Source organism: Dactylosporangium sp. NPDC000555 (assembly GCF_040300025.1).
Lineage (GTDB): Bacteria > Actinomycetota > Actinomycetes > Mycobacteriales > Micromonosporaceae > Dactylosporangium.
Genome location: NZ_JBEPDB010000099.1, coordinates 18,473 through 30,894, shown reverse-complemented (window position 1 = coordinate 30,894; position 12,422 = coordinate 18,473). Strand labels below are relative to the sequence as shown.

Sequence of the window (12,422 nt, the reverse complement as noted above, 5' to 3'; positions counted from 1 at the left end):
GTGCGCCTGCTGAGCGGCGACACTGCCGCCGAACAGCGCGCTCAGGGTGTGCGCGGGGCTGCCGAGGTTCGGCCGCGCGTCGCCGCCGAAGTCGACGACGTGCCGATAGATGTCCGGGTGGCCGAGGACGAGGTCCAGGGCGCAGGTGCCGCCCTCGGAGAACCCGACGATGCCCCAGCTCGACGCGGTGTGCTCGATGTGCAGGGTGCCGGTGACGAACGCGGGCACGTCAGCGGTCAGGTAGGTCTCGGCGTTGCCCAGGGGGCTGTCGACGCACTCGGTGTCGCCGGTCGCGGAGCCGTTCTGGTCGACCACCACCAGCACCGGCGCCCGCCCGTTGTGCTCCGCGGCATACGCGTCGTCGGTGTCCTGAGCGTGCCCGGACTTGAGCCAGTTGATCGGGGTGCCGGGCGAACCGACGAGCATGACGAGCACCGGCAGCGTCGCGCGGCCGGGGCCGAAGTACGCGGGCGGCAGGAACACCACGCCCGGGCGGTGCCGGAAGTGTGACCGGGTGGCCGGGGCGTCCAGGCTGACGATCACCCCGTGTGCCGGTGGTGCGCCACCGGGGCCGCCGACGGCGCCGCCGATCAGGTCGTGCGCCTGCTGACCGTCGATGACCCCGGAGTGGCCGAGCACGTCGCCGATCTGCGGCCAGATGCCGTACTGCTGGTCGATGAGCGTGAACGCGCCCGCGAGCGTCAACGGCACCGCGGCCACGGCCGTCGCCCTGCGCCAGGCGACGGCAGGACCGGTGCGGCGGCGGCGCAGGACCAGCGGGCATCCCGCGAGCGCGGCGAACCCGGCGCCGACCCAGAGCGCGAACGTCGGCGGGTAGGCGTCGGTCACCGTGCCGGTCATCCACAGGGTGAGCGCGATCAGGCCGACGAGCACGGCGACGGACAGCAGCAGGAGAGGGAGCGTGCGGGTGACCCACCGGCGTTCCCGGCCCCACCACGCGACGAGCAGCAGCGCGCAGCCCGCCACTTCGAGGCCACCGGCCACGGCACGGTCGAGCAGCGGCACGCGGTCGAACGTCCCGGCCCAGGCCGCCCAGGTCAGGCCCGCCGTCGCGAGCGCCGCCGCGGCCCACGCAACGGCCCGCCGGCCGCGCGGCCGTCTGTGCCGCGAGCGCGCGGGCGCGGCGGGAAGCTCGCGTGTGGTCTCTTCCGCGTGGTCGATCCCCATGATCCCCAGCTCCCGCCCGAGACGCCACCATGGCAGACGAGCGGAAAGCTAATCCCCCGCCCGCGCCCGCGGCAACAGCGGACCGTAACCGGACGGTAGCGTCTCGAGGTGGCCGCCGGTGGCGGAGCCCTCGACGTCAGTCCGGAGTGTCGTACTGACGGACCAACCGGTCGATGCGGCGGTCGGGAATGATCCACATGATCGCCACGCCGACGAAGCACGCCAGGGCGATCGAGACTCCGGCATGGCCACCGCCGTCGATCGCCAGGGCACTGAGGATCCCGGTGAGGTACAGCACCGGAGAGGCCTTGCCTTTGAGGTCCTTGCCGACGGCACGCCGCAGCGGCGACTCCGGTCCCTCCTGCCGGATGATCACCGTCTGGAGCACGAAGTACGCGATGGCCGCGATGAGCAGGTTCAGTCCGTACAGGACGACCGGAGTCTGCGCGAACCTCGAATCATCCATCCAGGCCGTCGTGAACGGGAACAGCGACAGGCAGAACAGCAGCGCCAGGTTCGCCCACAACACCCCGCCGGTGACCCGCCGCACCAGGTGAAACATGTGGTGATGGTTGTTCCAGTAGATGCCGACGTAGACGAAGCTGAGAAGATACGTCAGCAGGCTGACGCCGGTCGTGTGGACGAGGTCGGAGAGGCGGTGCCCGCCCGGCGGCTTGAGCTCCAGCACCATGATCGTGATGATGATGGCAAGCACCCCGTCGCTGAACGCCTCGAGTCGAGTAGTCCTCACCCCGGGCCACCGCCCTTCTCCCCTCCTCAAGGCCCGGACGGGTCAGCGCGCGAGCCACTCCCGGTAGGTGGTCTTGGCGATGGCGGCGCCGTCCTTGGCGAGGAGGACGTCGCCCGAGGCGGCGGCGAACATGCCGGCGCCGTTGTCGGTGACGACGGTGCGGTGGTCACCGCGGGCGGCGAGGGTGATCCTGCCCAGCTCGTCGAGTGCGAAGACCTCGGGACCGGCGACCTCGCGGGTGCCGCGCAGCGGGGCGCCCGCGCTGACGTCGGCCACGGCGTGGGCGACGTCGGCCGCGGCGATGGGCTGCAGGAGCGTGGCGGGCAGGCGGACGGTGCGCTCGTCGGCGGTCTCGGCGAGCACCGCGTCGACGAACTCGAAGAACTGCGTGGCGCGGACGATCGAGTACGGTATGGGGCCGGCCTTGAGGATGTTCTCCTGCAGCACCTTCGCGCGGTAGTAGACCAGGTCCGGGACCTCGCCGACACCCACGATGGAGAGGATGACCGCGTGGCCGACGCCGGCGGCTTCGGCGGCCGTGAGCAGGTTGTCCATGCTCGTCTGGAAGAACGCGGGCGAGGCCTCGTCGAAGGTCGGCGAGTTCGTCAGATTGACGACGACGTCGGCGCCCGTCAGCGCCTCGGGCAGGCCCTTGCGGCTGAGCAGATCCAGACCGGTGGACGGCGAGTGCGGTGTCGCCTCGTGCCCCCTCGTGTTCAGGATCTTGACCACCTGCGATCCGATGAGCCCGGTCCCACCGATGACAGCGATCTTCATGTCATTGACCCTTCCTGGTTCGCGGGGCCCGGCGGTTCTGACGCTGGACGAGCTCGGCCTCGTCCACGAGCGCGAGCATCGGCTTGCCCGGTTCGCAGAGCATGGTCACGGTGAAACGCACCGGGAGGTCGTCGCGGTTGTTGCCGTCCTGGTAGTGGATGACATCGCCGCCCGGCTCCCAGAACGCCTCACCGGCCCGGACGACACGCGCCGGCTCACCCTCGAGCTCGAACACCATCTCGCCCTCCAGGACATAGCCGAAGGCCGGCCCGGGGTGCCGGTGCGGAGGGGTGCCGGGGTCGCCCGGCGGGAACTCGATGACGACGGTCATCGCGTGCGCGCCCGCCGGGATGAACGGAGGCTCCGCCTCCTGCACCACGGTGAGCGCCGATTGCCACGCGTTCGATCGATGCTTCTGCCCAGTAGTCGCGGATTCGGCGTCAGGCATGGCAAGACCTCCTGGAGGAGTGGGACGGACGGTGCCCTCTACCCCTCGTAAGACAGCACAAGCCCGCGGGTTGTGACACTCGCCCCGGTCGCGAACGGCGAGAAATGCTCCGCCGTGTTCACGACTCGCCGGCGAGAGCCGCCCGGTAGACCTCGTGCTGATCGCGCAGGTAGGCGATGTCCTTCAGGTAGTGGTCGAGGTGCCCTTCGGCGATGTGCCGGGCGAAGTTCTCGTCGCCGTCGGCGGCCGCGGTTTGCATCAAGTCGGTGTGTGCGGTCAGCCGGGGCACGACGTGATCGATCGCGGCGACGCGCAGCGCGGGGCCGGCACCGTACGCGTCCAGGAAGAGCCGCGACCGAACTGCCTGGCGCCGGGTCACATCCTCGACGGATTCGCCGTCTCCCGGGCGACTGAGGGGAGCGAACCGGTACAGGGCGAGGGCCAGATCCCACGCGCGTGGACCGGGGGCCGCCGTGTCGAAGTCGATGATTCCCATGACCCGCTCGCCCCGATACACGCAATTGTAGGGAGCGAGGTCGTTGTGGCAGATGACCTCGACCGGTTCGCGGGCGGGCCACTGCCAGCCGTCGAGCCACCGCCCGGCGACGTCCGCGGTGGCCGCGTGGAAGTCACGCACCAGGCGGCCGGCGGTGGCCAGCGCCGCGTCACTGGCCACCGCTGGTGTCCAGGGATAGTGGCCGACCTCGCCGTCGAGGTATCCGTAGATGTCACGGCCCCGCTCGTCGGTGCCGAACGAACGGGGAGCGCCGGTGAAGCCGGCCCCCTCCAGATGCGTGAAGAGCTGGTGCGTCCGTGAGCTCCATGGCTGCGACGGCCGGCGTACGGTGTCGCCCACGCGGACCACCCGGTTGATCCCTCCGCCGGCCAACTCCTGCTCGTCCTTTGACGCGTCATTCGTCAACCGCTGTACTCCTTGGTAACCGAGCGTCACCGACAGAACGCGTAGACTGACCATTGTGGCAGAGGTCGTCCTGCGCGTTCGGCTGATTACCGGCGACAGTCTGGACGTCGCCTACGAGGAGCCCGACACCTCCGACGTCGCCGAGGTGGCCGAGCACGCGATCACCGCTCTCGCCCGCGACTCCGGCATGATCCGCACCCGCCACGCCGACCGGGTGGTCGTCCTGTACGGGCGCGGCGTGGCCACCATGGAGCTGGCACCTCGCGGCGCGGTCCTGTAGCGGTACGTCATCAAGCCGTGGGGGTGCGAGTGTACCGGTAGACCGAGAACACGTAGTCGGGGCAGACCAGCTGGCAGGCGGTGCAGCCGGTGCAGCCTTCGTGCAACTCGGGGTAGCGGTACCCCTGCTCGTTGAGAGCGCTGGACATGGTGAGCACGTCCGGCGGGCAGGCGGTGATGCACAGCTCGCAGCCCTTGCACCGCTCGACGTCGATGACCAGGGTCCCGCGTGTGGTCCGGCTCACGCCGACACCTCCGCTTCGCTCCGGCAGCGGCATGAGCTGCACCTGCGCCCATTATGAGCGGCCCCAACGCCCGGTCTGGCTCGATGAGGCTTCGCGCTGATCGACCCAGACCAGGCGCCGCTCCGCTCCGTACCGCTCACGCCGTCACTTGCACTTCGCTCCGTCCCGCTCATGCCTCGCTCCCCTCCACGATCCGGGCGGCGTCGTCCCAGCCTGGGTCGTCGGTGTCCGAACTGTCGCCGGGCGGGAAGACCCCGCGGCGGCGCAGCGCCCGGATCGCGTTGTCGGCGGTCAGGCGCAGGTGGGCCAGGGCCGCGGCGCCGGCGGCGGCCGGGTCGCCGTCGCGCAGCGCCACGTACTCCGCGTGCAGCGCCGCCCGCTCCTCGGCGAGGGCGTCGTCGATGGAGAACCGGGCCGCGACCGGCACGAGGCCGCTGAACGTGCGCAGCAGTGCCCGCAGGTGGTTGCCGGCGCCGGCGACGTTGACGACGCGGCGGAACTCGCGGGCGAGGGACTCGAACTCGTCGGGGCCGTCGCAGCCGGCGAGGGCCTCGTCGAGCTTGCCGAGCGCCTCCAGCACCGCCGGGTCGCGCCGGCGGGCGACGCGCCGGTTGGTCAGGGCGCTGAGCATGCCGTACAGCTCGAACGCCTCCCGCACGGTCGCGTCGTCGAACTCGGCCACGAACGCCCGGCGGTAGTGTGCGCGCTCGACGAGGCCGTCGCGCTCCAGCTGGATGAGGCCCTCGCGGACCGGCACGCGGCTCACGCCGAGCTCCTCGGCGATGGCGTCGAGGTCGAGGCGCTGGCCGCTGCGCAGGTCGCCGTCGAAGAGGCGGCGCAGCACGTAGGCGGCGACGGCCTCGCTGGTGTTGGACCGCTCGAGCTTCACCCGGTCACCAGCTCCCCCAGCCGGTACGTCTGCTCCATGGTGTCCTGCTGGTAGCTGGGCCCCTCGACGGTGGGGACGAACCAGCCGGTCGGGCACATGGTGAGGATCTCCACCAGGGAGAAGCCGCCGCCGGCCAGCTGGGTCTCGAACGCCCGGCGCAGCATCCGCTTGGTCTGCAGGACCGCGCCGGCGGTGGAGACCGCGCCGCGGGCCACGTAGCCGACGCCGCGCAGCCCGGCGATGAGGTCGGCGACCGGGATCGGGTAGCCGTGGGCCGCCGGGTCGCGGCCGTCGATGCTGGTCTTGGTGCGCTGGCCCAGCACGGTGGTGGCGGTCTGCTGCCCGCCCGTGTCGCCGAAGACGCCGTTGTTGAGCATCACGCAGGTGATGTTCTCGCCGCGGGCGGCCGCGTGCAGCACCTCCTGCAGGCCCTCGTTGGCCATGTCGCCGTCGCCCTGCAGGGTGAACACGGCGACGCCGGGGCGCACGCGCTTGATGCCGGTGGCGCAGGACGGGGCGCGGCCGTGCAGGCACTGCAGGACGTCGACGTCCATGATGCGCACGAAGCTGCCGTAGCAGCCGTGCCCCACGACGCCGATGGTCCGCTGCACGATGTCCAGCTCCTGCAGGACCTCCAGAAGCACCCGCAGCGCGACCGGCTCGCCGCAGCCGGGGCACAGCGAGTGCTCGCCGAGGATGAGGCTGGGCTTGAAGTCGGCGACCTGCCGCGCGTCGCGCACCGGCGGCTGAGTCGTATCAATCGTCGTCTCGGTCATGCGGCCTCCGCTTCGCTCCGGACCGGTCATAGCGCCTCCAGGATGCGTCGGCGGATCACGGGGGCGTCGAGCAGGGGGCCGTAGGACAGGCCGGACTCGGCGATGCTGACCCCGCCGACGAAGCGCACGGCCCGCCGGTCGTGGGCGTGGATGCGCACGTCGTCGACCATCTGTCCGGCGTTGAGCTCGAAGACGAGGACCCGCTGGGCGGTGCGGGTGGCGGCGGCGAGCGCGTCGCCCGGGAACGGCCACAGGGTGATCGGCCGGAACCAGCCGATGCGGTGGCCCTCGGCGCGCAGCTCCGCCACGACGTGCTCGACGAACTTGGCCGCGGAACCGAACGACACCACGACGGTCTCCGCGTCGTCCACATCGGACTGTTCGTGGCGGGCCTCGAGCTCGCCGATGCGGTCGAACTTCTCGGCGATCGCCCGCCAGTGCCCGTCGGGGCCGGGGCCGGGATCGGTGGCCTTGCCCATCGCCCAGGTCCACACCTGCCGGCTGCGGCCGGTGCCGCCGCCGGTGCCGTCCAGCGCCCAGTCCTTCGGCGGCAGCTCGCCGAAGTCGCGGTGCTGGATGTCGACGCCGACGCGGGTCTGCGCCAGCAGCGGGTCGCCGTAGAGCATGACCGGGGCGCGGTGTTTGTCGGCGAGGTGGAACAGCAGTTGCGTGTGCTCGACGGCCTCGGGGATGTCCTTCGGCGCGAGCGTGATGGTCCGGTAGTCGCCCCAGCCGCCACCGCGGGTGGCCTGGAAGTAGTCCTGCTGGTTGCGGGCGAGGTTGAACACGACGAACGGGGTCTCGTTGAGCGCGGCCTCGGCGATCGCCTCCTGCATGAGCGCGATGCCCTGGCCGCAGGAGCCGGTGGCGGCGCGCGTGCCGGCCGCGGCGGCGCCCAGGGTCATGTTGACGCCCTCGATCTCGCTCTCGGCGTTGAGGCACACCCCGCCCGCCTCGGACAGCCGGCGCGACATGTGCTCGAGCAGGCCGGTGAACGGCGACATCGGGTAGCCGGCGAAGAACCGGCAGCCGGCGGCGATCGCGGCCTCGGCGATCGCGGCGCTGCCCTCCAGCAGTTGCAACGTCATGCGGAAACTCCCTGCAGTGCCTCGGCGCCCGCCTCCAGGGCGCGGGCGTTGGCGGCGGCATGCTGGCGGCGGTACGGCGGGAGCAGTTCCTCCATCGCCGAGACCAGTGCGGGCGCCCCGACCAGCCCGGTGAGCGCGTTGTAGGCGCCCAGCAGCACGAACCCGGACGCGCCCGGCGCCTCGACCCGCCGGGCGACGGCGACGGCGTCCACGGCGAAGACGCGCAGGTCGTCGCGGAACGCGTCCGGGTCGACCAGCGGCGTGTTGGCCAGCACCAGCGCGCCGGTGCGCAGCCGCTCCTCGACGCCCTCGGCGTGGCGGTGGTGGGCGAAGATCGCCGACCAGGCGGAGGGCAGGATCGGCAGCGCCCGCAGCGGGGCGTCGCCGATGACCACGCCGGCCTTGGACGGGCCGCCGCGCATCTCGCCGCCGTAGTCCGCGGCGAGCATGGCGTATCGCCCCTCCTGGGTGGCGGCCAGGGCAAGGGTCTTGGCGAGCAGCTGGATTCCCTGCCCGCCGATGCCCGTGACGAGCACCTCGCGCTCCATGGGCGTCTCCCGACGGTTCGGCCTCGAAGGCTGCTTGAATCTTGACGTGGTTTCAATATTGAATACAAAATCTAATCCCAACGTCAAGGGAGGTCACGGATGCGGGCTCTGGTCCTGCGCGGCTTCGGCGACGCGGCCGTCGAGGAGGTCCCCGACCCCGTGCCCGGGCCGGGTGAGGTCGTCGTCGACGTCGCATGCGTCCAGCCGAGCGTCACCGAGTGCATGCTGCTGGCGGGCGAGCCGGTCGCCATGCACGCCGTGCTCGCCGGCCGCCTGGCGGCCGGCCCCACCCGGTTCGGTGGCCACGAGTTCGCCGGCGTCGTCCGCACCCTCGGCCCCGGCGTCGAGGAGTCCTGGGCCGGCGCGCGGGTCACCGCCGTGGAGACCGCGGCGTGCGGCCGCTGCGCCGCCTGCCGGCGGGACCGGCCCGACGCCTGCCCCTCCCCCGCCATCCTCGGCTTCACCGGCCCCGGCGCCTTCGCCGAGCGCGTCGTGGTCCCCGCGCGGACCCTCGTGCGCGTGCCCGACGGCGTCAGCGCCGCGCAGGCCGCCGCGATCCAGCCGCTCGCCGGCGCGATCCACGGCCACGCGGCCGCCGGCGTCCGTCCCGGCGACAGCGTGCTCGTCATCGGGGCCGGCGTCATGGGGGTGCTGCACACGCAGGTCGCCCGGCACGGCAACGCCGGGCTCGTCATGGTCAGCGGCCGCAGCCCCGCGAAGCGGGAGCTGGCCGAGCGGGCCGGCGCCGACCTGGTCCTCGACGCCGCCGCCGATGTGGCCGCCGAGGTCCTCGCCGCCACGGAGGGCATCGGCGCGGACGTGGTCTTCGAGACCGCCGGCGCCGACACCTTCGGCCTGGCCGCCGCCTGCGTGCGGCGCGGCGGCAGCATCGTGATGGTGTCGGTACTGCCCGATCAGGCCCCCGCGCCCCTCGCCCGGATGCGGGAGCGCTCGGTGACGCTGCTGCACCCCCGCTCGGGCGCCGGCGGCTACTCCCCCGGCAGCGGCGCCTTCGAGCACGCCCTGCGCCTGGTCAGCCGCGGTGACGTCGACGTGTCCTGCCTGATCACCCACCGCCTGACCGGCGTCGAGGCGCTGCCGCAGGCCCTGGAGATCACCCGCGACAAGGGGCGCTTCGGCGCGCTCGGCCCCGCCCAGGTCGACCTCTTCGACTGGAGCCGAGCATGAGCGGTACGCAGCGAAGCGGCGCCTGGTCTGGATCGATCGGCGCGAAGCCTCATCGAGCCAGACCGGGCGGAGTGGCCGCTCATCAGGAGCGCAGGTGCAGCTCGTGCCGCTGCCGGAGCGAAGCGGCGCCTGGTCTGGGTCGATCAGCGCGAAGCCTCATCGAGCCAGACCGGGCGTTGGTGACGGCATGAGCCTGTTGATCGGCGACATCGTGACCACGGCCGCGCTGACCGTCCCGGGCGCCGTGGCGGCCACGCTCGGCCCCGACCAGCTGACCTTCCGCGAGCTCGACGCCGCGGCCGGCCGCACCGCCAACGCCCTCGCCGGCCTCGGCGTCAGCCGCGGCGACACGGTGCTGTGGTGCGTGACCCCGACCCTGCGCTCCGTCGAGGTGTTCGTGGCCTGCGCGCGGCTCGGCGCCGTCTTCGCGCCCGTCAACCCGGGCCTGCCGGTCGCGGAGCGCGACCGCGTCCGAGCCTATGTGGACCCCCGGCTGGTCGTGTCCGATGTGGACTTCACCGATCCGGTCCGGCCACCGTCCGTCCTGGACGGCGGCGCCGCCGGCTTCGCCCCGGTGCCGCTGGACGATCGTGAGCCGCACATCCTGTACCTCACCAGCGGCAGCACCGGCGCGCCGAAGGGTGCCCTGGTCAGCCACCGGGCCAGTTGGCTGCGCGCGGCGCCGGGCGGCGGCACGTTCACCAGCGGCCTGCGCGGCGACGGCGGCGTGGTGTGCACCTTCCCGCTGTACCACTACGGCGGCTGGCACTACGTCATGGAGGCGTGGCAGCACCGCACCGCCGTGCACCTGGTGCGCCGCGCCGACGCCGCCGACATGATCGACGTGGTTCAGCGCCGCCGCGCCGCCGCGCTGTACTGCATCCCGGCCGTATGGGAGCGCCTGCTCGACCCCGAGCACCGCCGCGCCGACCTGCGCTCGCTGCGGCACGCCGACACCGGCACGTCCAGCGTCGCCGGCGACCTCGTCGAGCGCATCAAGGCCCGGCTGCCCGGCACCACCACCACGATCCTGTACGGCTCGACGGAGGCCGGTCGCATGGCCGCCCTGCACGACTGGGACCTGGCCCGCAAGCCCGGCAGCGTCGGCCGCCCCGCGACCCCCAACGCCCTGTGGCTGGATCACGACGGCGAGGTCTGCACCAGCGGCCCGGCGCTCATGAACGGCTACCTCGGCGCCGACCCGCTCGACGGCGTCTACCGCTCCGGCGATGTCGGCCGGTTCGACGACGAGGGTTACCTGTATCTGACCGGCCGCACCCGCGAGGTGATCCGCACCGGCGGCGAGTCGGTCGGCCCGGCGGAGGTCGAGCACGCGCTGCGCGGCCTGCCGGGCGTCCTCGACGTGGCCGTGGTCGGCGTCGCGGACCCTCGCTGGGGCGAGATCGTGTGCGCCGTCGTCGTCGTGCCGCCGGGCGGCGAGGCCCCGACCGTCACCGCGGTCCGCGAGCACGTCAACGGCCGCCTCGCGTCGTTCAAGGTGCCGCGGCGGGTGGCGGTGGTGCCGGCGATCCCCCGAACCCCGGCGACGGGCCAGATCCAGCGGACCCGCCTGCGGGGGCTGATTCAGCCGGCGTAACGGTCGCCCGAGCGGTGTTACAAAACAAGGCCGAGCTGGACGGCATCACCGTCCAGCTCGGCGACGAGCAGGGCACACCCTCGACTTTCAGCGCAGACGCTGGCGGAGCTGGGCCTTGGCGATCTTGCCGCCGGAGCCGCGGGGCAGGTCGTCGACGATCTCCAGGCGCTCGGGCCAGTTCTCCCGGGAGACGCCGCGGGCGTCGAGATGGGCGCGCAGGGCGTCCAGGTCGAGGGTGGACCCCTCGCGCAGGACGACGAAAGCGCAGACGCGCTCGCCGAAGGTCGGGTCGGGCACGGCGACCGCGGCGACCATGGCGACCGCCGGGTGGGTGCCGACCTGGTCCTCGACCGCCGCGGCGCTGATGTTCTTGCCGCCGCGGATGATGAAGTCGGACTTGCGGTCCACCACCCGCAGGTAGCCGTCGGCGTCGATGGTGCAGATGTCGCCGGTGAGCATCCAGCCGTCGGGCGTGAACAGCTTCTCGTTCGCCTCCGGGTCGGCGAAGTATCCCAGGCACGTCGCCGGGCCGGCGCACGCGGCCTGGCCGGGGCCGCCGACGGCGGTCACGTCGGTGCCGTCGTCGGCGAAGAGGCGGACCCGCATCGCGTCGATGACCCGGCCGGCGGTGCGCAGGCGCTGGTCGGTGGTGTCGCGCACGGAGGTGCGGGACAGGGCGCCGGTCTCGTTGGAGCCGAAGAACTGCAGGACCTTCGAGCCGGTGCGGCGCTCGAACTCGGTGGCCCGCTCGAACGGTACCGCCTCGCCGCCGGTGAACATGCACCGCAGCGACGACAGGTCGACCTGTTCGAGCACCGGCGAGTTGAGCATCATGATGAACTGGGTGCTGACGCAGCACACGACGGTGACCCGTTCGCGCTCGATGAGGCGCAGCGCCTCGTCGGCGTCGAAGCGGGGCATGACGACCGTGGGCGCGCCCAGCAGGGTGGGCGTGAAGTTCGCGGTCCACTGCGCGAAGCCGTACGGCGCCGGGATCAGCGTCAGGAACACGTCGTCGGCGCGCAGGTCGCCCGAGTCCACCGCGAGCTCGTGGTAGTAGTACCAGCGGTTCTGGTTGTGCACCACGCACTTGGGCATGCCGGTGGTGCCGGACGTCGAGTTGAGCAGGTGGATGTCGCCGAGCCCGAGCTCCCGCCCGTCGAGTGACGTGTCCGATGTCTCGGCGAAGTCGGCTGCGTCGGCGAGCACGATGTGCGTGTCGATGCCGAGCCCCGAGACCATGTCGGCGACGGGCTCGCCGCGGTGGTCGGCGAGGCTCACCAGGGCGGTCGCCCCGCCGACGGTGACCAGGTGGCGGACCTCGAGGCGCGCCGCCCGCGGGCCGATCGCGACCACGACGACACCGGCCTTGATGGCGGCCAGGTACACCACGTGGACGGCGACCCCGTCGGGCAGCAGGACCCCGACGCGGGCGCCGCGCGGCAGGCCGGCCTCGGCCAGCCGGCGCGCGAACGCGGTCGACCAGGCGTCGAACTGCCGCCATGTCATGCGGTCGTCCCCGGCGATGAACGCGAGACCGTCGGGATGCTTCGCGGCGTGGCGCCGGACCACGTCCGGGAGGTTCTCCTCGCCCCACTGACCGACCTCGGCGAGGCGGTCGGCGGCGTAACGCTCGTGAACGCTCCCCACCGCTGGGGCCGTTCCGGGTGGGAACTGCACGTGCTCCCCTTTCCGTCTACCAAACAAGCGCTTGGTTGTGCCATTC

General features: G+C 72.4%; 14 protein-coding genes. 3 read left to right on the top strand and 11 right to left on the bottom strand.

All coding sequences use genetic code 11. The features are described from left to right. From ABT297_RS37465 to ABT297_RS37445, 5 genes are all read right to left on the bottom strand, one after another. Positions 1-1,188: alpha/beta hydrolase (locus ABT297_RS37465; RefSeq protein ID WP_350557327.1), on the bottom strand; the 1,188-nt coding region annotated here is incomplete at its 3' end. Positions 1,189-1,324: 136 nt separating this feature from the next. Continuing rightward, the gene (locus ABT297_RS37460; RefSeq protein WP_350557326.1) at positions 1,325-1,939 is read right to left on the bottom strand and encodes a TMEM175 family protein; all 615 of its coding nucleotides are present in this window, start codon (positions 1,937-1,939) and stop codon (positions 1,325-1,327) included. Positions 1,940-1,981: 42 nt separating this feature from the next. Then, on the bottom strand, positions 1,982-2,716 hold the full coding sequence (locus ABT297_RS37455) for an SDR family oxidoreductase (RefSeq protein ID WP_350557325.1): 735 nt from the start codon (positions 2,714-2,716) through the stop codon (positions 1,982-1,984). Position 2,717: 1 nt separating this feature from the next. Further along, complete coding sequence (locus tag ABT297_RS37450; RefSeq protein WP_350557324.1) at positions 2,718-3,164, bottom strand: cupin domain-containing protein; 447 nt, start codon at positions 3,162-3,164, stop codon at positions 2,718-2,720. A 118-nt stretch (positions 3,165-3,282) separates the two neighbouring features. Then, entirely contained in the window at positions 3,283-4,086 is an 804-nt protein-coding gene (locus ABT297_RS37445; protein ID WP_350557323.1) for an aminoglycoside phosphotransferase family protein, read from the bottom strand. 55 nt (positions 4,087-4,141) lie between these two features. On the opposite strand from ABT297_RS37445, the gene ABT297_RS37440 reads away from it, so the two are divergent. Further along, the gene (locus ABT297_RS37440; RefSeq protein ID WP_350557322.1) at positions 4,142-4,366 is read left to right on the top strand and encodes a hypothetical protein; all 225 of its coding nucleotides are present in this window, start codon (positions 4,142-4,144) and stop codon (positions 4,364-4,366) included. A 10-nt stretch (positions 4,367-4,376) separates the two neighbouring features. Here ABT297_RS37440 and ABT297_RS37435 read toward each other — a convergent pair whose 3' ends face one another. From ABT297_RS37435 to ABT297_RS37415, 5 genes are all read right to left on the bottom strand, one after another. After that, complete coding sequence (locus ABT297_RS37435; RefSeq protein ID WP_350557321.1) at positions 4,377-4,610, bottom strand: 4Fe-4S dicluster domain-containing protein; 234 nt, start codon at positions 4,608-4,610, stop codon at positions 4,377-4,379. A gap of 169 nt (positions 4,611-4,779) precedes the next feature. After that, the gene (locus tag ABT297_RS37430) at positions 4,780-5,499 is read right to left on the bottom strand and encodes a GntR family transcriptional regulator (protein ID WP_350557320.1); all 720 of its coding nucleotides are present in this window, start codon (positions 5,497-5,499) and stop codon (positions 4,780-4,782) included. Next, a complete protein-coding gene (locus ABT297_RS37425; RefSeq protein WP_350557319.1) occupies positions 5,496-6,275 on the bottom strand; it encodes a thiamine pyrophosphate-dependent enzyme in 780 nt (259 codons plus the stop codon). Before ABT297_RS37425 ends, ABT297_RS37430 begins: the two co-directional genes overlap by 4 nt. A 26-nt stretch (positions 6,276-6,301) precedes the next feature. Beyond that, entirely contained in the window at positions 6,302-7,363 is a 1,062-nt protein-coding gene (locus ABT297_RS37420; RefSeq protein ID WP_350557318.1) for a hypothetical protein, read from the bottom strand. Beyond that, on the bottom strand, positions 7,360-7,911 hold the full coding sequence (locus tag ABT297_RS37415; RefSeq protein WP_350557317.1) for a 2-oxoacid:acceptor oxidoreductase family protein: 552 nt from the start codon (positions 7,909-7,911) through the stop codon (positions 7,360-7,362). The genes ABT297_RS37420 and ABT297_RS37415 overlap by 4 nt, the downstream gene beginning before the upstream one ends. A gap of 99 nt (positions 7,912-8,010) precedes the next feature. Here ABT297_RS37415 and ABT297_RS37410 point away from each other — a divergent pair, with 99 nt between their 5' ends. Next, complete coding sequence (locus ABT297_RS37410; RefSeq protein WP_350557316.1) at positions 8,011-9,099, top strand: zinc-dependent alcohol dehydrogenase; 1,089 nt, start codon at positions 8,011-8,013, stop codon at positions 9,097-9,099. A 187-nt stretch (positions 9,100-9,286) separates the two neighbouring features. After that, positions 9,287-10,696: a class I adenylate-forming enzyme family protein gene (locus ABT297_RS37405; RefSeq protein WP_350557315.1), complete on the top strand. Its 1,410-nt coding sequence runs from the start codon at positions 9,287-9,289 to the stop codon at positions 10,694-10,696. A gap of 87 nt (positions 10,697-10,783) precedes the next feature. On the opposite strand, the gene ABT297_RS37400 is transcribed toward ABT297_RS37405, so the two are convergent. Next, a complete protein-coding gene (locus ABT297_RS37400; protein ID WP_350557314.1) occupies positions 10,784-12,346 on the bottom strand; it encodes a class I adenylate-forming enzyme family protein in 1,563 nt (520 codons plus the stop codon). Between the last annotated feature and the right edge of the window lie 76 nt (positions 12,347-12,422).